Genomic DNA, 22,392 nt, shown 5'->3' on the forward strand with positions numbered 1-22,392 from the left:
GGAGGCAAGGCAGGACGTGTTCGACTACATCGAGATGTTCTACAACCCAAAGCGCAAGCACGTCAGGAACGGGATGCTGTCACCCGTCGAGTTCGAACGGCAGCACCAGATGTAGCCCGACGGCGTCTACGAAACTCGGGGCTATTCAACTGCGGCTATGGCACCGATCCAGCCTGGTTTCCGTCCGTTTCCTACAACGGGAGCCACATCGGGCTCCTAGCGTTCAGCAACCTGGACGAAGATCATATCAACGACCTCCCCTATGTATGGGGCAAAATCAAAATCGGTTCGATCTTCAGCAATCCGACCGTCTCGGCCTCAGCCCTTTACGCGATGAAGCGACAGGGCGGAATGGGCAGGGGGGTGCAGGCCGCCCACGCTATCCTGGACCGGTTCGGCCCCGGTCTAATCGGCAGTCCGGCAAATTTCAGCGAAGTCCAGGTGACGGCTTTCTGGAACGGGTACGGGCTCGATTTCACGGATACCAACAATCTCAGCGTAGCGATCATCGTTCGGTACCGAGCCTTCGCGATCCTCTTCGGGGGCGATCTCGAAACGGCCGGCTGGTGCCGTCTTCTGAGCAATCCGCTCTTCGTCCGCGAACTCGCTTCCATTCGGATGATGGTCGCCTCACATCATGGCCGCGCCAACGGTCAGTGCGAGGAACTCTTCAAGACGATGCGGCCGGACGTCGTCGTCTTTTCAGACGATGCAAGGAAATACGAGAGCCAGGATACGGACGCTTGGTACCGCTGTCGTGTTGGCGGACTGCCCGATTTCGACCGCCCTACCTATCCATCAGGGTTTGTCCGTCGTCACGTGATGACCACGCGGCGGGATGGCAGTCTTGCAATCCACGTGAACGACGCCGGAGGTTATCTGATCTCGCCTGCTCGTCGCCCGACCACGCCTGCGGTTCCGTGGTGGCAGGCAGCGCCTGCCAGCCTCGGGGCGCCTGCGACTGCACTCCTGGCCGAGGCGCTTCGCCCAAATCCGGCGGCGGGGCACCAAGCGCTGCCCGTGTGGAGGTAGTCGTTCTCTCAGCTTCTAACTCATCACCAGCGAAATCCCTCTCCGTGTCGTCGCGCGCCCGCGGGCTCGGCGACCGGTTGAGCCACGTATGAAAGCCCGAGCGCGACACATCCAGCGCTCCACAAAGCCACGCCACCGGCCTGATCCCCCGGAGCCTCGCAATGAACGTGAACCTCATGTCACGCCCTTCGCGAAGTAGGTTGCGGCCGCTTCTTAGGATGTTGCGCTCCGCCTTGAGCTTCACCACCTCCCGCCGCAGCCTCTCGATCTCAAGCTGCTCGGGCTTCTTCTTGCCGTGGCTGGGAACGGTCTGTCCAGGTCGGCCGAAAAGTGCTTCACCCATTTGCGAAACTGGTTCTCGTGGACATCAAGGTCCCAAGACGCTTGCGCCACACTCACTCCGCGATCTTTGATCAGGCGAACCGCCTCGACATTAAACTCACGCCCAAACTGTCTTCGCCGCATAGGCCATCTTCGGTTTCATGAAACACCTAACCTCGGTGTCCACGAAACCGGCAGCAGGCCAATCGGGAGAAAGCTCCGGAGATTGAACTCCGAGCTCTGCGAGCTCCAGGACTTGGGTGGAGAACGATGGTCCGTTGTGTAAGAGGACACGCGCCCTTTACAAGCTATTGAATGGAGGCTGCACGACAGCCTCCAGGAGTTCCTCAAGCAGGCGGTTTTATCGTTAGCGCGAATCCCAATCGATCGAAGCCCCGAATCGCCGCTTGCAGCATTCGTTCAGGCAGCGACTTCGCGTACCGATTGAGAATATCCAAATCCCTAGAAGCGCTTTAGGCGAGCAGCATTTCGAGCTCCCCGGCAACTACCGGGGCATGTCGCTTCGACTCCTTGACGATATTGACATCGAGCGTCGCCTTTGCGGTTTCCAGCAGAACAGGATCGTGCAGGTAGCCCTTCCGCTCGCCTAGCCAGCTCAGCACCTCCGAAAGATGCCAGAGCCCCGCATTCCCCTCATGCATAGGCAATGGGAAATCCCCATGTGCGACCATCAGCTTGCGGATATTTTGCCGGGAAACGCCTGAAAGTTCTGCGATATCTGTTAGGCCGACAAGATCCGGAGACGCCTCCACGAGTGTTGCTCCCGGAATCGCCGCTTTTACATCGGCGAGCGCGCTCCGCACAGCCTCTTGGGCGCTACTAGCTTCGCGCGTAAACTCAAGCGCGAGACGGCCAACGATACCAATGCCGACCAAGGCATCCGTACATCCAGCTTCGCCGAGACGCTCGACGATCATGTCAGGATCTTGATCATCGTCCGCGAGGCGATACTTCAAGGTGAAGGTGTAATCCCTCATCGGCTTAACTCCTCAGCGCTGCTCTTCTTCTCGGCCGCCGCCTTGCGCGTCGTACAGTTATCGACAACACGCTTCAGCTTTTTTGCCTCATTTCCGGCGTTCTTTGGCGTGCTCCAAACGCTCATGATGCAGAATTCGCCACATCGACATTGGTCATCGTTGTAGGGGCAGTATATCTTTCCCCATGCATGGCTTCCGCCAACCTCGACTTCCCATCCGTGCTCTTCCGCGTGCCTGAGCGCTTCTTCAATCTCTTTTTTCGGATGCGACTTCCGCGCCATTCATCGACTTTCTATATGGAGCGCGCAAGCACGGTTGTCAAGTGACAACCCTCCCTTTTCCGCGCTCACCCCCTTCCGCGACCGCCGATGGCGCCGCGATCGACCCCAACCTCCTAGTCGGCACCTGCAAGTCCAGCAATCCCTCCTCGATCAAGTGGGTCGGCACTGGCTCGACAGGCAACGCAACCACTTCTCTGCGCTAAAAAGCGCAGTCAACTTCTCGAGGGCTTGAACGCTCGGGACCTCCGTGAAGACCAGTGCGACCAAGCGCAAATTCGATGTCGCAGCCTAAGCTCTGCGCAGTATGGCCTCCCGCACAGCTCAGACCTCTACCTTGTATTGGAGCTGAAAAGCAGATTTGTCCGGCAGCTCCTCAGTTGGATTGCCGATTAAAAATGACGTTCCAGCCGCGCTTTAGAACTCGGCCGACGCGAAGATGAATTGGAACCCATTGCGTGACGTACGGCATTGATACACCGTGCGCGGCCGTCCAATGGCGCCTCACATATTGAAGGCGTGTGACGTGAATCTTCTCGTCCTCGTTGAGGCCCATGGTTTCAAGCGCCTCGTTGTGGGCGAGCGCGTCGACGATACGATAGGTCACGGGCTCCTCCGCCGTAATCCGATTGACCTTTCCGCGCCATTTCGCGATCTGTCGGAGTTCCGCTCCTGGCAATTCGTCGAGCTTAGCCAGCAGCATGAAATATCGCTGCTTCAGGCTATCATGCCTCTGCGCTTTGCCTCGAAGATCCAGAACCAAGTCGACTGTCGCCAGCAGGGCCGTAATGGCCGCGAGCGCCTTTTGACCAATGACCCCCGTTGTGGCATCGGCGACGCCAGCCGTACCGAACAGCACGATCAGAAACATCAATCCGCGATGCTGCCATTCGAAGTGTCTCAGCCGCGCTGAGTGGTAGAACGCGTTTCTGAGAACGTCGAACCGGAGCGCGGAATATTGCGCCGCACGAGCTATTTCGGCTTCGGGCCCGGTGCAGGCCGCACGCCCGTCGTCGCTTGGCCGCCCGTCGACGCCACCGTCGTCGCGGAAGGCGCTGGGCGCGTTCCCGCTGATCTCGTCTCGCTCGACTGCGCCTGCCGCGTCGTCGCGCTGCCCTTCCATGCGTCGTTTCCCACGTGACTCGTTCCTCTGGTTGCCTAACGTCTCGCTGCGCGAAGGCGCGCGCTTGCGATTCTCCGAACCCTTTATGGTTTGTTTGGCTCGGAACCGGACGGTTTCGGTTTCATTCCTGGAGCTGGGCGAACCCCGATCGCCTCCATCGCCGGCGTGCGACTAGCACGTCGATCGGCAGTGTGCGCCGTTTCCTTAAAGCCAACCCGAATCTGGCCTGGCCGCGACTGTGGCGGCTTCTTCGGCGGACCCTTGTTCATCGATTCTCCCCAGCCTCGATCGAGTCTCGAATAGCGCAACCTAAGCGCACTGTCATGAGACCACTCAACCACAATTTCCGGTGATTGCGCGCAATGCTCCCACACCTAATTGTCAGGCGCGCGTTCCGGTCAGGCCCACGATGATTGAGACCTACCTCCGGCTGCCTCGCATCTAAATGAGCAAGACTTCCGGTGCAAAACTCTCGGACGTTCGAAACGCGTCTTCCCAGAGATGTTAAGTTCGCCCAAGTGAGCCCTGCCCTACGACCTCATCTCCAAGCATTGCGAAACGCTTTGCTGACCCTGGACCCCACCGGACGACAGGGCTTCGAGGGCCTAATCGCGTCAGCTTTGCAGCAGATCGTGGGCGTCCCGTTCCGCTTGGCTTCGAGCGGCACCCAGGGCGGACTTGACGGAACGGCAGCAAGCGAGCGGGTCGGCATCGCATTCGAAGGGAAGTTGTATCGAGAACGCGTCCCGAGGACCGAGATCGTAACGAAGGTCGCCGACCTCGGTCGCAACAACGAGGAACCCGATCTGGCTTGGATCCTGGGGGCGACCGTGGAGGTCTCTTCGCAGGTCGCAAGCCAACTCCGACACGACGCGGCGAAGTCAGGGATTACTGTCGTTGTCCTAGATTGGATCGAAACGGAGCTTCCGGAGCTCGCGCTTGCTCTCGCGATGGGCGAGGACGCCGTCGAACGATTTCTGACGGATCACGTCAAAGAGAGGTCCTTCGTCGCGCCGGCGATCGCCGCCCTGCGGGCCATACGGGGTCTTGAAATCTTCGCAAGGGAGTCGATTCGGCTGAAGTCGGACCTGGACGGTCCGTCTATGGGATTCGCTCTCGCGAGAGCATCCAACGCAAAGCGGTTCGAGCACATATTCTCGGACACCCGCGCCGCCCGTACGAACCTCGGCCAGGCATTGTGTCCGTTGGATGCGACCAAAACGGTCGTGCTCGCGCGCAAGGACCTTCACACCGAATTCAAAAGTGCGCTCACCATGCCACCCGACGGGGCGATGATTGCCATTCTTGGCGACGAAGGCTGCGGGAAATCATGGTTCGCCGCTCAGGGATGGTTGGCATTGGACGAAAGGCCCATGCTGGTTTTCGTCCCGGCGGACGGCCTCGCTGACGCTACTTTGGCACCAGAGTTGGAACGTCTGCTCATCGCGAAATTAATCGAGCAGACCGGTGACGATCCGACCGAACGCAATGTCAAGCGCTGGTCCAAGAGATTCGCTGCCTGGCGTGTCCAGCCAGCTCCCAGTAAGGCGCGGCTGGTGGTCGTGCTCGACGGCATCAACCAACGGCCGGACCTCAATTGGGGCCGGATCGTAGAGGGCCTCGGCTTCCTGCTGGATCAGATCGGGGGTGCGATGGTTGTGACGTCGCGCCTCCCGTTCTTTCGCGACCGCGTCCGGGGCCGGCTGTCGCTCCGAATCCGCGAAATCCGCGTTTCCGAATGGAAATCCGCTGAACGGGACGAAATCCTTGTGGCACGGGGCATTGCCCCATCCGCACTCCACGCTCCCGTAGTCGATAGGCTGAGGAATCCGCGACTCCTGGGAATTGCTCTTCGCCTCCTCGATAACGACGCCATATCCTCGATCGCCGAGCTCGACGTCAGTCGCCTTCTGTTCGAGCATATCCGGATCAGCGAACCGTACGGCCAAGGGCCGGGCACGGCCATCGAATTCACCGGCAGGCTGAGGCAGCATGCCCAGGCGGTGCTGGATCGCCTGGGAACGCGCCAACTCGACGACCTTCGCGTCTTCGACATTGACCTGAACTCGGTAGTCGACGGTCGATTCTTCCGCGAGGTTGAGGGTGACCCTCAAAAGTATGAGATCGCTCAAGAAGGACTGACCGTCGCACTCGGCCTAGCAGTTATTGCTCGACTTCAGAGAGCGAGGCGCAGCGAAGACGATCTAGACGCGACCCTGTCCGTGCTGCTGGAGCCGATCGCAGCGCTCGATGACGCCGCCAATGTCGCTTTTGCCGCTCTGACAGCGGCGTGCCTGATTGACGGCTACGCCGATCCGTTGATCGCAGCCAGTCTCATACGTGGCTTCGTTCGGCTCCAGAACCCCGATGCGTCGAAGTATCCCGCATTCTGCCGCCTGGCTCGAGAGCGGCCGGGCGATTTCATGACCGCCGCTCGCGCCCTGTGCCTGGCGAACGAGCACAGTCCCAACTTTGACTGGCTCCAAGGAGCGCTGATGGCTGCCGCCTGCATCGGAAGCTCCTCGGCTACCATTGTCCGGGAGGCAGCGAACTGGCTATCGGTGCACTCGCTTTCTCCCGACTTCTATATGCGGGCGCACCCCGGCCAGGATCCTGCCGACGTAGTAGAGCGAGAGCGAGAAATACGAAGGTCGGAGCTCGCTGAACGGCTCGGCGCCCTGACCGCCGAAGAAGTGCAGGTGTTGAACCGACTGGAGATGGTCGACGGTAACCCGAGCACGCTATCCCGGCTCGCGCTTCATCTCCTCGCGCGGCAACGCCTTGCGCCACTGTCCGACCATCTTGCCGAGTGGTGCTTGGGGCAAGCGCTCAACTCCGATCATGGATTCCCCTATCGGGAGTTCATCGACCTCGTAAGCTTGAACCGAACCGATTGGGCAGAGGCCCGTGCCGCGCTGCTGCGTTCGGTGGCACCACTGCGAACCGGATCGGTGTCGAGAATCGGCAAGTGGGCCTTGGTTGCGGCGCTACGAGCAACCGGCGATCCCGTAGACGCCGAGGAGGCGCATGGGATCGTGGAGGAGTTGACCAAGGATCGGGAGCAGTTCCCTTCGTGGAGGCGAATCGAAAGCTACTGCGCTACGGACCCATGCGATCCTGGTGCGATTGAACCGGAGAACATTCGAGCGACGGCGACCGAGTACGCGGCGGTCGATGTCGCGAAGCTCGCCCAGGGCCTTGGGCAATCTGCCGAAGACCAATTTCTGGATGATGCTCGTTCCGGGATGGCTCGCTTTCTCCTGCCAGAGGCGGCAACTAAGCATACCGAGTTTGCCGATCACGTGCTCTGCCGTCGAGGCTTCCCCCTGCGACAGGGCATACTTACGCTGCGGGATCATTTACCGTTGCTAACGTTAGAGCGCGCTGAGGCGCTCATTGCTAAGTGGCTCGCAGCCGATACTTCCGGCGATCTCGAAGGTCTTTCCGATCAGGACCGCTGGATCGCCGCGCAATATCACCTGCTGTTGTCGTTTCCCTTCGTATCGGGTTCGCGACAACTGGAGGCCTTGTTGGAGACGCCGCCGGATCAACTAATTCTGCTAGACCTGCTCCATTGCATGAAACCGCCTGCCCCGGACATGTTCGAGCAATGCCTCGATGCCGCGCGTGAAGCGAACGACACCCACCGCCAATATCTACTGCTAGCGGTGGCCAAGGAGACGAGGGTGTCCCTATCAGGGAGCGCGCGAGCGTATGTCTGTTCGACGCTCTCCTCATCTTCCGAGAAACTTCGCGCCCAAGCGCTTGCTTTGATCGTAGCGCACGACGATGCCAAGCTGCTCGGCGCCGTCGTGGACTGTTGGGTGCCTCCCGCAGCCGAAACCGAAAGCGGTTTCGAGGAATGGTATGGGTCTCTCGCGCTGGTTCTCGCTGCGCAGAATGGCTTGGGTGCCGGGAACGAGATACTGGATCGATTGTCTCCACGAGCGTTTGGGCGAGCCGCGCGCCTGCTCGGAGGCGAGCTGGCGGTCGAGATCGCGCGGCGCATCGACGCCTCGATCCACCATGCATCCGTGCTGGCGACCGACGACCTCGCACTCGACATCGAGCTGCGCGCTCCTATCGAGGCAGAGCGCGATCCTGTCCTGTTCAGCATCGGAGAGCCGGAGCGGCCTCCCGATGCTGAAAGTGGCCCGCTGAGACAACCGTCGAAATCGTCCCGCGACATCGAGGACCGGCAGCGCCGAAACTACGATGCCTTCCTCGCGTTCAAGCAGCGACTGACCGCGTCCGAGGCGCGGATCGTCCTCGATCACCTATCGCTTGCAGACTTTTCCGCGATCGTTGAGGCCGCTCCCGATCTTGCGGAGAGGTGGTTTTTGCAACTCTCGTCGCAGCCGCCAATCCAGCTTCCGGCTGTACACAACCTAATCGTTCTCTTGGCCTTCGCCTTCAGTGAGAAGCGCCCCGACAGGACCGAGTTGCTCCTGCGGAAGGTTGAGGCGAGCGCGCCCATGGTGAGGATCGCGTTTGGACGCGCGGGACTGGATCTCAACAAGATGGCGGTCTGGGGCGCTCGCGACCATGGCGAACTAAACGATCTTCGCTTCGAGCGGCTGGACCGAGCAAAGACCGATCAGGAGATCGCCGTCGAGGTGCTCGCCGCGTTGATGAACCAGCGTCAGGAAGTGCTTGCCAGCTATATTGAGCGGGGCCTCGCAAGCGAGGAGCCTGGTCGTATGGCTCGCGCCATCATGGTCGCTGGCTTCTCCAACCCCAGCGAATCCAACAAGGCGACGCTGTGGGGTTTTGAGAATGCACATGGGCTGCTCGGCGACGCCTCACGCGCAGCGCGTTACGCGTACGAACGCAATACATGGTCGCAGCATTGGTTCGCACAGCTTTGCCAGACGGATGATCCGACCGAGTTCTGGCAAGCGAAAATGCTGATGAGCAAGATCGTTGATCCTCGGTTCGACACCTGGCGTGGCGACTTCGCGCAAACCGGCTCCGCCGCGCGTCTTTTCGGCTCAATGTCGGAAAATCTCTTCAAACGGCGGTACGACCGATGGGCCAAGCATCGCGGCAAGAAGCTGTTCGGCAGGGAGGCATCGTCACCGCTTTTGCTCGATGCGATCAACCGGGTCGTGGACAGCTCAAGCGATCCCACGGGGCTTCTCGAGTTCCGAAATGCAGGAGGCTAAGAGTCGACTCCTCGTAAACCTCAGAGAAGATCGACGTTTCCTCGACGGGCTCGTCGAACCAGATTCCCGCAGCGTGCTCGACCGCCTGACTATCCATTTCAAACGGTGGCTCGTTCGCTGCAACCGCCCCAGAAGGGATTTCGAAGGGCTCGCCCGATGTCCGTATGAAACGCCCTGACTTGTACGCCGCCTCGCTCGAGCGCGCCCAGCGTGCGTAGCCATCGCGCGAAACGACAATCATCGCCCGGCGCTCGGTGTACTCCAGCCAGCGTAGAATGACGGCGATCAGCGACACGCCGTATCGCTGGGCGCAAGCGCTCAACCGTTGAAGGTCGGGCTTGTCCCGAGGCGACAATTGCTTGCGGAAGTCGTCGAGCGGCATGAGCAGGCAAGCGGCAAAGCGATCGGCCTCCTTCTCAATCGTCGCGCCCTCCCCACGCACGACTGCAGCTTGGCCGCAGCGGATGCCGTCCGGCGGCAGGAGCGGGCGATGCAGGAAGTAGTGTCCGGCCTCGTGGGCCAGGGTGAAGCGGCGGCGGCCTTCCGACCTGATCGCGGTACTGTAGGCGACGGCCCAGCCCCGGCGCGGCTTCCCGATGGGGAAGAGGCCGCCCTCGAAGCCCGGGATGTCGTCGCCCGCAACCGTGAGCACCGGATCACCCGGATAGCGCTGGCGCGAGATCTCGAGGAGAAGCTTCCCGACGTCGACGGGGAAGCGTTCGTCGGTGGGCAGGGCGTGGTTGAGCAGCAGGGTCAGGTCGGCGGCGTAACGATCGGGTCCCAACGGCGCCTCCCCCAGCGCGGCTAGAGCACGTCGGTGATCTTCCTGAGCTTTTCCTTCGCCTCCGGCGACAACTCGCGGTATTTCCGGAAGAAGGCTTCGTCCTCGGCAGTCACCAGATCGGCTGTCTCGTCCATGAGATAGTCCGCCGTCACACCGAGGGCGCGTGCGATCCTGTCGATCTTGTCGGCGGACGGGCGCGGCGGATTCTTGTTCTCGATCTCCCAGATATACGACTTGCTCGAGTCGGTCATCTCGCCGAGCTGCTCCAGGGTTAGCTTCGCCTTCTTGCGAAGGTCGCGGATTTTCTCTCCGAAGGTCGCCATCGGTCCTCGCTGCGGCTGGCCGGGGCCGTACCACGAATTTTGTTCGGGATAGGCATACGGCAGGATCTTGAAAAGCGGCACCCGCGTCGCCAAGTTCGCTATAGACATACTTTACGGCCGGTTAATCCGATCAATTCATTCGAGATGGATAATCCATGACGGCGAGTTCGGTTCATTTCCGCGTCGGCAACGGCGACATGACGCTCTTCGAATTCGACGGCGGCAAGACGCTGCTCGTCGATTGCAACATCACCGGGGCCGCCGACGACCCGCTCGATACGACGCCGGACGTCGCGGGCCAGCTCAGACGCCGATTGAAGCGGGACTCCCAGGGTCGTCTTTTCGTTGATGCTTTCCTGTTGACGCATCCCGACCACGATCATTGCCGCGGGCTGCTGAAGCATTTCCATCTCGGCCCGCTCGTCGACTGGTCGCAAAGGAGCGACAAGATCGTCATCAGGGAGATTTGGTCGAGCCCGATCGTCTTCCGCCGCGCGAGCCGCAATCATGTCCTGAGCGACGACGCTCATGCCTGGGCCTGCGAGGCCCGCCGCCGCGTCAACAGCTTCAAGGAACGCGGCTTCCTGCTCGAGGGCGACCGCGTCCGCATCCTCGGTGAGGATATCGATGGCAAGACCGCGAATTTGGGAGCGATCCTTGTGCGCTGCAATGAGGAGTTCTCGACGATCGCCGGTGAGCACGGCAATTTCGTCGCGCGTCTGCTGGCGCCGATGGCCCCCGGACCGGAGGAGCTCGAGGAGCGGCTCGGCAAGAACGATTCCAGCGTTGTTCTCGGCCTCTCCGTGGCGGCGGATTTCCGGCAGGACGCGGCCCGTTATCTGCTCGGGGGCGATGCCGAGGTCCTGATCTGGGAGCGGGTGTGGGAACGCAACAAGCATCAGCCGCATCATCTCGATTACGATGTCCTGCTGGCTCCGCATCATTGCAGTTGGCACAGCCTGTCCTGGTACAGTTGGTCGGTCTGGGGCGAGCGGGCGAAGGTCTCGCCGGAGGCACGCAACGCGCTGTCACGAGCGCGTGGCTGTGCGACGATCCTCTCCAGCAGCAAGCCGATCGAGGATGACCACGACGACCCGCCCTGTATTCGCGCCAAGCGCGAATACCAGGACATCCTGCGGCCGGTAAGCGGCACCTTCCACTGCATCGCGGACGGCCCGGGCGACCTGCCCTACGAGATCGAGGTCTCCCATGCCGGGCATCGCCGCAAGCGCGCCGCGGCCGCCGCGCTGGCGGCGGTGACGGGGATCGGCGCGACGCCACTGCCGCATGGCTGAGGGCGGCTCGGAGATGGCGATCGACAGGGCGGTCCCGCGCGCGACAGTGCGGGCCTTGCGCGCGATCGCCGATCACCCGGGCGTGCGCAGGATAGAGGCGGAGCATGACGCCACCGGCGGGCACAGCATCGCGACGGTTTCGATCGACACCGACCTTCCATCCCGCTGGCGCGCTCGCGGCCATGCAGATAACGGAATCCTCGCCGTCGAGCCGGTGACCTTCGTGTTCGGCCCGGGCTTTCCGCTGGTGGCGCCGGAGATCCGGTTCCGTGAGGATTTCGACGGGAGCCATCCGCATCTGCTGCCCCGCGAACCCGGTGCCGCGCCGGAGCCCTGTCTGGTCCTGGGCTCCGCGGCGGAGCTGATCCGGGCCAGGGGCTTCCCCGGCCTGGTCGATCAGTTGGTCGACTGGCTGCGCAAGGCGGCACTGGTGCAATTGATCGACCCGACGATCGGCTGGGAGCCGACGCGGCGCGATCATGTCCGCGACCATGTCGTCGCCGATCTCGAGCCGCTGAGCGCGCTGCCCGAACGCGATCCGGGCTCAGCCGTGTTCGAGACCCGCTTTGTCGGCACCGCCGACGGTTCCGCCTTCGTCGTGCATCTTTCGGATCGCCGGGCGGCCCTGTCGCCGGCTGGGCTCAATCTGCGTTACGCGCGGCGCCCGGGACGAGATGGCGAGCCGGGCTGCTACTTCGGCAACGGTCACGCCCTCGTCGCCTGGCCCGGACGATCCATGATCGCGGGGCGCTACGCCCCCGAGACGGTGACGGACCTCGCCTCGCTATACGACCGTGCCGCGCTGTTCGGCTGTGCCGACGGACTCGCGCGATTGCTCAAGCTGGTGTCGAATCGGTTGGCCGGCACCAAATTCGCCGTCACGACGCCGCTCCTCGTTATCCTCCTCGCCCGGCGGCCTTGCAATCTGATCGGCACGATCTCTCCCATCGAGATCTGCCCCTATGTCGTCTCGCTCCATGGTTGCGACGACCTGTCGCGCCGCGGCAAGGCGACGGTCGCGCCGGCCTCCCTCCAGGAGAGGATCGGCATCGGGTTGCTGCGCCGCGCGTCCGGCGATCACCCGGGCGACGCGCGTTTGCCCTGGACCCTGCTCGGTTGCGGCAGCGTCGGCTCGAAGATCGCGCTGCACATGGCGCGTACGGGCCGGGGGCCGAGCACAATCGTCGACCGGGCCTTCATGCGGCCGCACAATCACGCCCGCCATGCGCTGGTGCCGCCGCCCGGCGACGCCGGGTTGGGCTTCGGCCTGAAGACCGAGCTGCTGGCGGAGTCGCTCGCCGAGCTCCGGCAAGAGCCAAGCGTCGGCTCTTTCGACATCGTCGGGGGACTCCTGACCGAAGGGGCGGAGAAGGTAACGGGCCCGAAGGATGCCTTTGCCGTCGTCAACGCTACGGCGGCCGCTTCGGTGCGCGAGGCCCTGTGCCTTCCGGAGGTGATCCGGGAGCGGGCGCGCGTCGTCGAAAGCTGCCTGTTCGGAGCCGGGCGCGTCGGTTTCATGAGCGTCGAGGGGCCGGGAGCGAATCCTTCGACGAATGACCTAGCGACGGAGGCCTACCGTCTCTTCGCGGTCGACGAAGACATGCGTGGGCCCGTCTTCGGCGCCGAGGCCGAGGCGATCGATATCGGCCAGGGCTGCTCCTCGGTGACCTTTCCCATGCCGGACGCGACGCTCTCGGCGCTGACGGCGCCAATGGCGGGCGAGCTTGCGCGCCTGCATGCCGCGGGACTGCCGCCCGAGGGAGGCGAATTGCTGCTCGGGTTGGCGGCGGAGGACGGCCTCGGCCAAGTCTGGCGGCGGCACCCTGTAGCACCTTGGATCGCGGTGGAGGCCGGAGCGCCCGGTGCGCCAGGCGTCCGGATTTCGCCACGCGTCGACCGCATCATTCGGGACGCGGTCGCGGCCAGGCCGGGCAAGGAGACGGGCGGCGTGCTGATCGGGCGCTTTTCGGACGTCTCGGAAACCTTCCACGTCGTCGATTGTCTGCCGGCGCCGCCGGACAGCCGCTTCTCAGCGTCCGAGTTCGTGCTCGGCACCGATGGTCTCGCCGGAGCGATCGACCGCATCGTTACCGAGTCGGGCGGCAGCCTTCATCCGCTCGGCACCTGGCACAACCACCTGGTGACGAGCGGCCCCTCCGTGACCGATGTCCGGACGGCCTTGCAACTCGCGGCCGCGCAGATCCTGCCCGTGCTGCTGCTCATCCACACGCCTAGCGGCTACCGGCACCTGACTGCGGAGGCTACGATCGGGACCTGCGCCTGGACGGATCCGTCGGGCGGATCGAAGGAGGCCTCGTGAAGTTCGATCGCTACAGCCTGTGCGCCCGTGTGCTGCCGGCGGCGTTCGTCGCTGTGCCGCTCGTGCTGTCGCTCCTGCCCTGGTTGCCCCTCGAGACCTTTGCCGCCAAAGGACCCGCGGGATGGGCTTTGCGGGCGGTGACTTCGGGAGCGCTGGCGGCGGCGCTATCCTTCATGCTGGCTCAACTGTCGCGGGGTCTAGGCGGCCGCCTTGAATCGCGCCTGTGGCGCGACTGGGGCGGACGTCCGTCTGCGGTCTTCCTGCGGCACCGTGATCCCGGCCTTGGCCTCCGTCAGAAACGCGATCTCCATGAGAGGCTGCGCAGGGCGAACCCGCAACTGCATCTGCCTTCGCCCGACGAGGAAATGGCCGACCCGGTCGAGGCGGATCATTGCTATGAGCGGGCAAGCGTCTGGCTGCGCAACCGGACCCGCGACCCCAAGGCCTTCCCCCTGCTCTTCGAGGACAACCTGTCGTACGGTTTCCGGCGGAACCTGCTGGCCTTGCGTCCCTATGCGGTCGGGTCCGCGATGGTAGGGGCGGCATCGGGCCTGATAGCGTTCTTCGTGGTCGGCGGTGGCTGGCTCGTGGCGGTCATATCAATCGCAGCCGGTGCCTATGCCCTGGCGAACGACGAGGGCGACCTGCAACGGCAATCGAGCAAGTTCACGCGCTCGCTGTTCGATGCGCTCGACACGATAGACGCGCCCAGGCCGGACAATCGCCGCCGTGCCGGGAGTACCGCCGCGCGCGCGGGGAACGGGTTCGAGACGAGCTGACATTCAAGGAGAGCCGAGATGAAGCGTGACATGGACCTGATCCGCGAACAGTTGCTCGGGGTCGAACGGCTCGATGCCGGAACGGATGAAGGTGTGTCCCTGAGAACCGTCTTCGTGCGAGCGCCCTTCTCCAGGAATTGAAGGGCAAGCTTACCGATATCGGTACCTCCACCCTCGACGTGAAAACCATGACGGCCGCTTCGTCACTGGAATGGTGGCGGCTGTCGAAGGTCGAAGGCGTTCATGTCTATCAGGTGGACAATGCCTGGCACGCTGACGTCACCTTCAAGGACCTGCCCCCGGGAGTGTCGACGATGATTGGCAGCCCTGGAAGCTACCAGAGCCAGTCTGCGGCATTGAAGGCAGCCGTTCGTCAGCTCTCGATCCTCGCCGTGAACGACAAACTCCCGCAGCCCCGCCCCCGGGAAGGTTTCCGCTGGTTCAAGTTCGATAGTGTCGAGGTGCCGGTGAACGCGGAACTGATCGAGACCTTTCCCGAAAAGCTGGCAGCCGAGGGATACACCGACTTCAAGGCGAAATGCCGCCTCGCCTGGTTCCGGCGCCAGCTCGCGGACGACAAGCCAATGACGGCGAAGATATTCCAATCGCTGGATCAGGACGATCAGAACAGCATCAGGATCGCGTGCGCTATCGCCCTTAGCCTCGGCGTTCACCAGTTCTCGATCGAGGATGGCCTCTGGAGTGAGTTTTCGCCTTCAGAAGGAACGACATCGACGATGCGGATGTGAGGCGTCCGAGTCTGGGCCCTCGTTAGCGTTCGTATCGCCGGAACCTGACCGGCTATCTATAGCGGATGCGGCCTGGCGATGAAGCCAGCAATGGCTTTGGCGATTCTCGCCGCATCGCCGGATCGATCCCAGAGGCTCAGGCCCATATCGTCCACGACCTGCCCGTCCTCGACGAGATGGACTTTATAGACGAACCGCGGATCGACCTGCTCGCCGTATTCCACGCCGTAGGAAATCCGATAAACTCCGTGGCTGTCGCTTCCGGGAATGTCCTCGTACTGGATCGGTGCATAGCTCAGCGACATCACGCGCTCCTGGATCGGCAGGGCATCGGCGACCTGAAAGCTGAAGCCGGCCCATGCGTCACCATCGCGCCAGCTACCCCGGCCCACACTCCGTTTCCTGCGATTGAATTGGATATCGGACGATCCTGCCTCACGCCGCCTGTGGCGAAGGCACCGAGCTCCGGACGGCGGCGACCTTCGCCGCGAGCAAGTCGAGATGCGCGTCGGGGATGCCATGTGCGTGCAGGCCGTCGCGCGTCTGAAAGAGATAGTCGGCGCAGGACCCTAACCCGCCCGCAGCCGTGGCAAGCCTGTGGACCACCATCTCGATCGGCAAGTTGCCCGCGTATTTCTCGCTCTTGGGGTTCATCGTGAAGGCGATCGCATGTCCGAAGCGCGAACCGTCGTCTCCGATCAATTCGACCCAGGTCGGCACATAGGCATCCCGGCAGAGCATCTCGCGACGCCAGAGCATCGTCAGCTCGGAAACGATGTCGTCCTCATGAAGGCGATAGGCCGTCCCGCGACAGGACCCTCCTGCGTCCAGTGCGAGCATCAAGCCAGGTGCCGCAGGCTGGGCGCGGCCCGCGATGATCGACATGCAGAAGGCACGGTGCCAGCCATACACGCGCGCCGTCCGCCGCCCGGCCACCTTGAGAGCTGGGTTCCAGATCAGCGATCCGTAGCCGAACACCCACACCTCGCCCTGCGGTCGCCGAGCCAGCGTTGCTGCCAGACAGTCCGCCCGTTCCGCCTCCGTCGTCAGGTGAATTCCAGGCGCGTCGCGTTCGTAGATCTCCCTCGCGCCGCCAGCTTCAAGCAGCGCGCGGGTTAGGATGGGCATGGCGGCGGACCCGCGTCGTATCTTTTTCGGATCAAGGGGCCGGATGTCGCTCATTTTGGTCTCGTCGTGATGTCCGGCGGTCACCAAGGCGATCCCGTCTGATCTCGGGAGAACCTGGGACTAGCGTCGAAGTCGTGATGGAGTGATCGCCGATCATCGCGAGGCTCGGCACTCCGCTTCTTGCGATCGAATTCGACGGCGAGCGGTTATGGCTGTTCGACGCGGACGGACATGCCGCAGCGATTGCGATGCTCTGGGCATCCGCCCCGGCAAATCAATTCAACAGCAAGGTTCGGAGCGAATGCCGCCGCCCGGGTCGCTATCCGGAGGGTCAATTCAACTCCGGGAGTAACGGACATGGCCGAGATCATTCGCCTCGCATGGGGGAGCAGCAGTCTGGGTGAATTCATGATCGCCCAATCGGCGCAAGGGCTGGTCGCCTGCGAATTCGCTGGACACCGTGCTGCGGTCGAGCACGCGCTGCGCGCTCGGTTCGTCGATGCAACCGTGGTCGAGGACGAAGACGGCCTCGCCTATCAGCTCGTTCGCATGCGGCAGGCGATCGAGGCTCCCGGCGTCGATCCCCTTTTGCCGCTCGATCTGCGAGGCTCGATCTACGAGATCAGCATCTGGAAAATGCTGCGCCGGATCCCTCCCGGGAAGACTGCCTCGTACAGCGGTTTGGCATTCAAGATCGGCAAGCGCGATACGCGGGAGCTGATGGGAGCGATCCGAGCCAATCCCATCGCCATCCTGATCCCCTGTCATCGCGCGCTGGCGAAGGACGGCTCGCTTTCCGAATATCGTTGGGGAATCTGCCGCAAGCGCGCCCTTCTGCAACGCGAACGCGAGAATACATAGGCCCCGGCTCCAGGTCGGACATTCCGCGCCCGCGGGAAGTTTACCTGCGCGGATCTCGGTGCACACGACCATGGCCTGGTGGCGCAATTCCCCCGGCGAGAGGCGTCGCGAAGTCCCTCATTCCGCTGTTTGGATTCGAGGTCATGAAACGGAGTTCTGCCCCGCCACGGCCTCCGTATCCCTTTGCTCAGGTCGACGAGCGATATCGCTGACCGAGAGCTGATGGAAGGATTTTTCGATGAGCAAGCAAGATGACAACAAGGCCGTCGTCGGCCGTTGGTTCACGGAGTTCTGGGGCAAGGACGTCAATCTCGCGGTGATCGATGAGATTGCGGCGCCCGATATGCTGCTGAAGTATTCGCTGCATGAACCGCGCCGTGGGCGCGCCGACATCAAGGCCTTCATGACCGACTTCCGCGCGGCATTCCCGGACCTCAACTTCTGGGGGACCGCCGACCTGATCGCCGAGGGCGACTATGTCGTCGGCCAATGGGAAGGTGGCGGCACGCATACCGGCGCCGCCTGGGATGATCTCCTGCCCGGCTACGAAGGTCTTCCGGCCGCCACTGGCCGCACGATGCGTTTCACCGGCACAACGGTTCTGAAGGTGGTGGACGGCAAGATCGTCGAGGAGATCGGTCTGGACGATGGCCTGACCGCGATGACGCAGCTCGGTCTTATCAAGGCCGTCTGATCTCGATCATGCCGCGCCTGCCCGCGGCGCGGCATGCATTTGCAACCCTGCCGATAGGCCTGCACGCAATCGTGCAGGCCGTTTTGCTTGGCCATCAAGCCGCTTCGGGTCTGTCTTCCCTCAATGGGTCGCCGCGCCTCCTTGGCGGGAATCGGGTGGGAAGAATCCGATTTGAGAGCAAGGATCGGAGTGTCGCAACCATCGATCGGGAGCACGGTCGGGCCAGGAAAGTCCAGGATGACGGCAATGACCATCTTCATGACAATCAAGCCCGCGATCGGCGCAATACCCTGCCCAACGGCGGATGATCCACGTTGGGCGCGCATTGTCGCCCGCGACAAGAGCGCCGACGGGCAGCTCTGGTACTGCGTCTCGACGACAGGGGTGTATTGCCGCCCGTCATGTCCCTCGCGAACGGCCAATCCGAAGAATGTCACGCTTCACGACACGCTGGAGAGCGCGCGAGCGACGGGCTTCCGCGCCTGCAAGCGCTGCAATCCCGACGGCCTGTCGTCGGAGGCGGAAAACGCGACGCTGGTCGCCAGGGCATGCCGGATCATCGAGGAAAGCGAGGAGGAACCGTCGCTGGAAACTCTCTCCGAAGCGGTCGGGCGCAGCCCCAGTTATTTTCATCGCATCTTCAAGGCGACGACCGGCCTCACCCCGAAGGATTATGCGGCTGCCGATCGTGCCAGGAAGGTGCGCGATGGCCTCTGCGCTGGCAGCAGCGTCACCGAGGCGATCTATGATACGGGCTTCAATTCGAGCGGCCGCTTCTATGAGAAGTCGACCGGAATGCTTGGCATGACCCCAACGCAGTTTCGCGCCGGCGGCGCCAACGAGGAGATCAAGTTCGCCATCGGGCAGACCTCGCTCGGGGCGATCCTGGTCGCATCGAGCAAGAAGGGCGTTGCCTCGATCCTGCTCGGCGACAACCCTGACGACCTGCTCCGGGATCTCCAGGACAGGTTTCCGAAGGCCAGCCTGATTGGCGCGGATCGCGCTTATGAAGCGCTGATCTCTCGCGTCGTCGGCTTCGTCGAGAATCCAGGCGTCGGTCTTGATCTTCCGCTCGATGTTCGCGGCACCGCGTTCCAGCGTCGCGTCTGGAAGGCCCTGCAAGAGATTCCGGTCGGAGCAAGGGTTTCTTATGCGGAGATCGCGCGCCGCATCGGATCGCCGAATTCGGTGCGCGCCGTGGCAGGTGCCTGCGCGGCGAACAATCTCGCCGTCGCGGTCCCCTGCCACCGCGTCGTACGCAGCGACGGAGCGCTCTCGGGCTATGCCTGGGGCGTCGACCGCAAGCGAACCCTTCTCGATCGCGAGGCGGCCCAAGCGGCGTAAACCCGCCGCCGTCCGCCGAACGTCTGCAATATTGGTCTTCGATGAACCTATACGCTCGCTACGATGACTCGGTCGCCTTCCTGACGAAGCTCGACGACGACTGGGCCAATCTCATCGCTCTGGTGGGCCCGTGCCGGCACGACCCCAAGGCAGCCCGGGAACCCTATGAGGCACTGGTGCGCGCCATCGCCTATCAGCAACTGACGGCCAAGGCCGGGGATGCGATCATCGGCCGCCTCAAGGCGCTTTTCGACGGGCATGCTTTTCCGAGTCCCGAGGATTTGATCGCGGCGGAATTCGATGCGCTGCGCGCCTGCGGCTTTTCCGCCAGCAAGATCGCAACCATCAAGGCGATCGCGGAAGGCGCGACCACGGGCGTGATCCCGACGCGGGCCATCGCCGCCACGATGGACGACGAGGACCTCATCGCCCGCATGGTCGCCATCAAGGGTGTCGGCCGTTGGACGGTCGAGATGCTGCTCATGTACTCGCTGGAGCGGATGGACATCCTTCCGGCCGATGATTTCGGCGTTCGCGAAGGCTACCGCGCACTGAAGTCGCTCAATGAGCAGCCCAAGCCCAAGGCGTTGCGCGAGATCTCGAAGGCCTGGGCGCCCCATCGCACGGTCGCCTCCTGGTATCTCTGGCGAATGCCCCGCGAGCGCGGAAACGCGTTGAGATAGGTGCGACATGCTCGATCTGTTTGAAACGCTCGGGACGGAGCCATCGACCGAGATCATGGCCCAGGGCGCGGAGCTGCTGCGCGGAGCCGCGCTTCCCTTCGAGGCGGACCTGCTAAGTGCCCTGGCGGAGATCACCGAACAGGCTCCGTTCCGGCACATGGTGACGCCCGGGGGCTTCGTCATGTCCGTGGCGATGACCAATTGCGGGTCTGCCGGATGGGTCACGGATCGGACAGGCTACCGCTACGATCGGAACGATCCCGAGAGCGGGCTCCCATGGCCACCGATGCCGGATTGCTTCCTCGCCCTCGCAATCATGGCCGCCACGCGTGCCGGCTACCCTGATTTTCGGCCCGATGCCTGTCTGATCAATCGCTATGAGCCAGGCGCCCGGCTTTCGCTCCATCAGGACAAGAACGAACGGGACTTCGCCAATCCGATCGTATCGGTCTCGCTCGGCCTGCCCGCGACGTTCCAGTTCGGTGGCCTGAAGCGGACTGACCCAGTGAAACGGTACGCGCTTCGGCACGGCGACGTCGCCGTGTGGGGTGGGCCATCGCGCCTCTTCTATCACGGCGTTCCCGAACTGAAGGACGGCGTCCACGGAACCGTCGGGCGCATGCGTATCAATCTGACGTTCCGGGGCGCGCTGTAGTGCATTCCAAACTTCCGTGTTGCCGGCCTATTCAGCGTGATGTCGGGACAGCCTTGAGAACCACGGCATGATCATTCGACGGGTCGGGGTGCTCCGCGACCAATACGAGGAAAGTTTCCGCGATGTTTTCGAGGGGCGGCTTCAACGCCAGGACGAGCCGGCGCAAACTCCCTGGAACGGAGGAAGCCATCGGCGCGCTTGTCGCGCTTGCGAAGGGCAACCCGGATAAGGTTCTTGTCATGGGCTACATCGGCCAACTGGTTGCTGGTGGTTTCGCTGCCTGGGAGCTGCTCGAATCTGGGGAGGTCGAAGTCCGCTTCACCTCCGGAGAAACCTACCTCTTGGCCGAGGCCACGATTCTCAGGCTTGCCTGATCCGCTGTCTCCGCAGACGTCGGAAGCACAAGCCCGTCCCGATAGCGGACATCGCCCAGCTCATTCGTCGATTTGAGAGCAAGGATCGGAGTTCGGGAGACCGCTGCCAAACGTAGTTTTGCTCATGAGAACTGAGCAGGGAGCTACGGTTATGAACCTCACCATCTCCAAAGACAGGTTACCCAATTCGATTAACACCGAACCGGTCGACATTCTTCTTCACGCCACGGCCGCCACCGAGCTTGGCGAGGTGCTGATCGCCCGCAGCGCGAGAGGCGTCTGCGCCATCCTGATCGGCGACAGCGCCAGCGAGCTCGCTGCGGATCTTGCCGATCGTTTCCCGCGGGCCACGCTCATCATCAGCGAAGCCGCGGTCCGGGACGATCTGGCCAAGGTGCGTCGCTACATCGAAAGGCCCAGTGAAGGGCTGCATCTCACGCTCGATATGCGCGGCACGCCGTTCCAACGTCGGGTCTGGGAGAAGCTGAAGACGATCTCGGTTGGCCGGACGCTGAGCTATCGCGAATTGTCGCAGGTGATCAGCCCGAATGCCAATCCGCGGGCGGTCGCGAATGCCTGTGCCGCCAACCCGATCGCGCTGGCCATCCCCTGCCACCGCGTCGTTCGCAGCAATGGCGATCTCGCCGGCTATCGCTGGGGCATCGAGCGCAAGCGCATTCTCATTCAGAAGGAAGCCAAGGCATGAACGCGAAAGTCGCCTCCCTCTCCCCGGTCTCCGCGGGCAATTCCGCGGAGGCGCGGGTCGCCGCCTATGATTGGCAGGCCCTCGCCAGCGAGCTCGACGGCTTCGGCTGCGCCGTCCTTCCGAAGTTGCTGACGCCGGAAGAGTGTCGCGAGGTCGCGGCGCTCTATCCCGACGAGAGCCATTTCCGCAGCCACATCATCATGGCGCGCCACGGCTTCGGCAAAGGCGAGTACCGCTACTTCAAGTATCCGCTTCCCGATCTCCTCGGCGGCCTGCGGACGGCGCTTTATCCGCGCCTGGCGGGTGTCGCCAACGCCTGGAACCAGCGCATGGGGATGGACGAACGCTATCCCGACGAGCACGCCCCCTTCCTCCGGGAATGTCACGAAGCCGGGCAGACGCGGCCGACGCCGCTGCTCCTCCAGTATGTTCCCGGCGACTTCAACTGCCTTCACCAGGATCTCTACGGCGACCTCGCCTTCCCGATCCAGGTCGCGATCCTGCTCTCGGAACCCGGCCGCGATTTCACCGGCGGCGAATTCGCCCTGACCGAGCAGCGGCCGCGCATGCAGAGCCGCGTCGAGGTCGTGCCGCTGCGCCAAGGTGATGCGGTCGCCTTCGCCGTTCATAACCGGCCGGTGCAGGGCTCGAAGGGCAACTATCGCGTCAACCTGCGCCACGGCGTCAGCCGGGTCCGCTCAGGCATGCGTCACACGGTGGGCATCATCTTCCACGACGCGCGGTAGCACGCCGCGTCGCCACACCCTGCCAAGCCTAAAA

The 22,392-nt window shown here is 63.0% G+C and carries 22 protein-coding genes and 1 pseudogene; 15 read left to right on the plus strand and 8 right to left on the minus strand.

Annotation, left to right across the window (positions count from 1 at the left end):
* A partial coding sequence (locus AB4Z16_RS26490) for an IS3 family transposase (RefSeq protein WP_441514365.1) occupies window positions 1-115 on the plus strand: 115 nt, incomplete at its 5' end.
* A gap of 963 nt (window positions 116-1,078) precedes the next feature.
* On the opposite strand, the pseudogene AB4Z16_RS26495 reads toward AB4Z16_RS26490, so the two are convergent.
* From AB4Z16_RS26495 to AB4Z16_RS26510, 4 genes and pseudogenes are all read right to left on the minus strand, one after another.
* Window positions 1,079-1,497: pseudogene (locus AB4Z16_RS26495) on the minus strand (transposase); the annotation flags it as partial.
* Window positions 1,498-1,826: 329 nt separating this feature from the next.
* On the minus strand, window positions 1,827-2,351 hold the full coding sequence (locus AB4Z16_RS26500) for a helix-turn-helix transcriptional regulator (protein ID WP_441514312.1): 525 nt from the start codon (window positions 2,349-2,351) through the stop codon (window positions 1,827-1,829).
* Entirely contained in the window at window positions 2,348-2,632 is a 285-nt protein-coding gene (locus tag AB4Z16_RS26505) for a hypothetical protein (protein WP_441514313.1), read from the minus strand. Before AB4Z16_RS26505 ends, AB4Z16_RS26500 begins: the two co-directional genes overlap by 4 nt.
* Before the next feature lie 373 nt (window positions 2,633-3,005).
* Window positions 3,006-3,752: a hypothetical protein gene (locus tag AB4Z16_RS26510; RefSeq protein WP_441514314.1), complete on the minus strand. Its 747-nt coding sequence runs from the start codon at window positions 3,750-3,752 to the stop codon at window positions 3,006-3,008.
* A gap of 563 nt (window positions 3,753-4,315) precedes the next feature.
* Between AB4Z16_RS26510 and AB4Z16_RS26515 the strand changes: the two genes are divergently transcribed.
* Window positions 4,316-8,917, plus strand: coding sequence for a hypothetical protein (locus AB4Z16_RS26515; RefSeq protein WP_441514315.1), 4,602 nt, complete (start codon window positions 4,316-4,318; stop codon window positions 8,915-8,917).
* Here the strand turns inward: AB4Z16_RS26515 and AB4Z16_RS26520 are convergent.
* Together AB4Z16_RS26520 and AB4Z16_RS26525 are read right to left on the minus strand one after the other, a co-directional pair.
* Window positions 8,850-9,701: an ImmA/IrrE family metallo-endopeptidase gene (locus AB4Z16_RS26520; RefSeq protein WP_441514316.1), complete on the minus strand. Its 852-nt coding sequence runs from the start codon at window positions 9,699-9,701 to the stop codon at window positions 8,850-8,852. The genes AB4Z16_RS26515 and AB4Z16_RS26520 overlap by 68 nt on opposite strands.
* Window positions 9,702-9,721: 20 nt before the next feature.
* Complete coding sequence (locus tag AB4Z16_RS26525; RefSeq protein WP_441514317.1) at window positions 9,722-10,117, minus strand: helix-turn-helix domain-containing protein; 396 nt, start codon at window positions 10,115-10,117, stop codon at window positions 9,722-9,724.
* A 62-nt stretch (window positions 10,118-10,179) separates the two neighbouring features.
* Here AB4Z16_RS26525 and AB4Z16_RS26530 point away from each other — a divergent pair, with 62 nt between their 5' ends.
* Genes AB4Z16_RS26530 through AB4Z16_RS26550 form a run of 5 tightly spaced genes read left to right on the plus strand, consistent with a single transcriptional unit; the run spans window position 10,180 to window position 15,167 of the window.
* The gene (locus AB4Z16_RS26530) at window positions 10,180-11,319 is read left to right on the plus strand and encodes an MBL fold metallo-hydrolase (RefSeq protein ID WP_441514318.1); all 1,140 of its coding nucleotides are present in this window, start codon (window positions 10,180-10,182) and stop codon (window positions 11,317-11,319) included.
* The gene (locus AB4Z16_RS26535) at window positions 11,312-13,639 is read left to right on the plus strand and encodes a Mov34/MPN/PAD-1 family protein (RefSeq protein ID WP_441514319.1); all 2,328 of its coding nucleotides are present in this window, start codon (window positions 11,312-11,314) and stop codon (window positions 13,637-13,639) included. Before AB4Z16_RS26530 ends, AB4Z16_RS26535 begins: the two co-directional genes overlap by 8 nt.
* Entirely contained in the window at window positions 13,636-14,418 is a 783-nt protein-coding gene (locus AB4Z16_RS26540; protein ID WP_441514320.1) for a hypothetical protein, read from the plus strand. The genes AB4Z16_RS26535 and AB4Z16_RS26540 overlap by 4 nt, the downstream gene beginning before the upstream one ends.
* A gap of 18 nt (window positions 14,419-14,436) precedes the next feature.
* Window positions 14,437-14,559, plus strand: a complete 123-nt coding sequence (locus tag AB4Z16_RS26545; protein ID WP_441514321.1) for a hypothetical protein — start codon at window positions 14,437-14,439, stop codon at window positions 14,557-14,559.
* A complete protein-coding gene (locus AB4Z16_RS26550) occupies window positions 14,556-15,167 on the plus strand; it encodes a hypothetical protein (protein ID WP_441514322.1) in 612 nt (203 codons plus the stop codon). Before AB4Z16_RS26545 ends, AB4Z16_RS26550 begins: the two co-directional genes overlap by 4 nt.
* 56 nt (window positions 15,168-15,223) lie before the next feature.
* Here AB4Z16_RS26550 and AB4Z16_RS26555 read toward each other — a convergent pair whose 3' ends face one another.
* Both AB4Z16_RS26555 and AB4Z16_RS26560 read right to left on the minus strand, forming a co-directional pair.
* Window positions 15,224-15,559: a hypothetical protein gene (locus AB4Z16_RS26555; protein WP_441514323.1), complete on the minus strand. Its 336-nt coding sequence runs from the start codon at window positions 15,557-15,559 to the stop codon at window positions 15,224-15,226.
* Between the two features lie 43 nt (window positions 15,560-15,602).
* Window positions 15,603-16,349: a gamma-glutamylcyclotransferase gene (locus AB4Z16_RS26560; RefSeq protein WP_441514324.1), complete on the minus strand. Its 747-nt coding sequence runs from the start codon at window positions 16,347-16,349 to the stop codon at window positions 15,603-15,605.
* A 177-nt stretch (window positions 16,350-16,526) separates the two neighbouring features.
* Between AB4Z16_RS26560 and AB4Z16_RS26565 the strand changes: the two genes are divergently transcribed.
* The 8 genes from AB4Z16_RS26565 to AB4Z16_RS26600 all read left to right on the plus strand — a co-directional run bounded on the left by AB4Z16_RS26565 (window position 16,527) and on the right by AB4Z16_RS26600 (window position 22,358).
* Complete coding sequence (locus AB4Z16_RS26565) at window positions 16,527-17,156, plus strand: methylated-DNA--[protein]-cysteine S-methyltransferase (RefSeq protein WP_441514325.1); 630 nt, start codon at window positions 16,527-16,529, stop codon at window positions 17,154-17,156.
* Window positions 17,157-17,394: 238 nt separating this feature from the next.
* Entirely contained in the window at window positions 17,395-17,850 is a 456-nt protein-coding gene (locus AB4Z16_RS26570) for an ester cyclase (RefSeq protein ID WP_441514326.1), read from the plus strand.
* A 246-nt stretch (window positions 17,851-18,096) separates the two neighbouring features.
* Entirely contained in the window at window positions 18,097-19,194 is a 1,098-nt protein-coding gene (ada, locus tag AB4Z16_RS26575) for a bifunctional DNA-binding transcriptional regulator/O6-methylguanine-DNA methyltransferase Ada (protein WP_441514366.1), read from the plus strand.
* A gap of 41 nt (window positions 19,195-19,235) precedes the next feature.
* Window positions 19,236-19,877: a DNA-3-methyladenine glycosylase family protein gene (locus AB4Z16_RS26580; protein ID WP_441514327.1), complete on the plus strand. Its 642-nt coding sequence runs from the start codon at window positions 19,236-19,238 to the stop codon at window positions 19,875-19,877.
* 7 nt (window positions 19,878-19,884) lie between these two features.
* Entirely contained in the window at window positions 19,885-20,532 is a 648-nt protein-coding gene (alkB, locus tag AB4Z16_RS26585) for a DNA oxidative demethylase AlkB (protein ID WP_441514328.1), read from the plus strand.
* Window positions 20,533-20,654: 122 nt separating this feature from the next.
* Complete coding sequence (locus AB4Z16_RS26590) at window positions 20,655-20,906, plus strand: hypothetical protein (RefSeq protein ID WP_441514329.1); 252 nt, start codon at window positions 20,655-20,657, stop codon at window positions 20,904-20,906.
* Between the two features lie 151 nt (window positions 20,907-21,057).
* A complete protein-coding gene (locus AB4Z16_RS26595; RefSeq protein ID WP_441514330.1) occupies window positions 21,058-21,612 on the plus strand; it encodes a methylated-DNA--[protein]-cysteine S-methyltransferase in 555 nt (184 codons plus the stop codon).
* Window positions 21,609-22,358, plus strand: a complete 750-nt coding sequence (locus tag AB4Z16_RS26600) for a 2OG-Fe(II) oxygenase (RefSeq protein ID WP_441514331.1) — start codon at window positions 21,609-21,611, stop codon at window positions 22,356-22,358. Before AB4Z16_RS26595 ends, AB4Z16_RS26600 begins: the two co-directional genes overlap by 4 nt.
* The last annotated feature ends 34 nt before the right edge of the window (window positions 22,359-22,392 follow it).

Origin of the sequence: Allobosea sp. TAF32, from assembly GCF_052113585.1 — a bacterium.
Taxonomy (GTDB): Bacteria; Pseudomonadota; Alphaproteobacteria; order Rhizobiales; family Beijerinckiaceae; genus Allobosea.

Coding starts and splice junctions, on each gene's coding strand:
- AB4Z16_RS26570 (WP_441514326.1), top strand. CDS start 17,395: ATGAGCAAGCAAGATGACAACAAGGCCGTCGTCGGCCGTTGGTTCACG.
- AB4Z16_RS26600 (WP_441514331.1), top strand. CDS start 21,609: ATGAACGCGAAAGTCGCCTCCCTCTCCCCGGTCTCCGCGGGCAATTCC.
- AB4Z16_RS26505 (WP_441514313.1), bottom strand. CDS start 2,632: ATGGCGCGGAAGTCGCATCCGAAAAAAGAGATTGAAGAAGCGCTCAGG.
- AB4Z16_RS26510 (WP_441514314.1), bottom strand. CDS start 3,752: ATGGAAGGGCAGCGCGACGACGCGGCAGGCGCAGTCGAGCGAGACGAG.
- AB4Z16_RS26565 (WP_441514325.1), top strand. CDS start 16,527: ATGCCGCAGCGATTGCGATGCTCTGGGCATCCGCCCCGGCAAATCAAT.
- AB4Z16_RS26530 (WP_441514318.1), top strand. CDS start 10,180: ATGACGGCGAGTTCGGTTCATTTCCGCGTCGGCAACGGCGACATGACG.
- AB4Z16_RS26500 (WP_441514312.1), bottom strand. CDS start 2,351: ATGAGGGATTACACCTTCACCTTGAAGTATCGCCTCGCGGACGATGAT.
- alkB (WP_441514328.1), top strand. CDS start 19,885: ATGCTCGATCTGTTTGAAACGCTCGGGACGGAGCCATCGACCGAGATC.
- AB4Z16_RS26560 (WP_441514324.1), bottom strand. CDS start 16,349: ATGAGCGACATCCGGCCCCTTGATCCGAAAAAGATACGACGCGGGTCC.
- AB4Z16_RS26545 (WP_441514321.1), top strand. CDS start 14,437: ATGAAGCGTGACATGGACCTGATCCGCGAACAGTTGCTCGGGGTCGAA.
- AB4Z16_RS26535 (WP_441514319.1), top strand. CDS start 11,312: ATGGCTGAGGGCGGCTCGGAGATGGCGATCGACAGGGCGGTCCCGCGC.
- AB4Z16_RS26580 (WP_441514327.1), top strand. CDS start 19,236: ATGAACCTATACGCTCGCTACGATGACTCGGTCGCCTTCCTGACGAAG.
- AB4Z16_RS26590 (WP_441514329.1), top strand. CDS start 20,655: ATGTTTTCGAGGGGCGGCTTCAACGCCAGGACGAGCCGGCGCAAACTC.
- ada (WP_441514366.1), top strand. CDS start 18,097: ATGACCATCTTCATGACAATCAAGCCCGCGATCGGCGCAATACCCTGC.
- AB4Z16_RS26595 (WP_441514330.1), top strand. CDS start 21,058: ATGAACCTCACCATCTCCAAAGACAGGTTACCCAATTCGATTAACACC.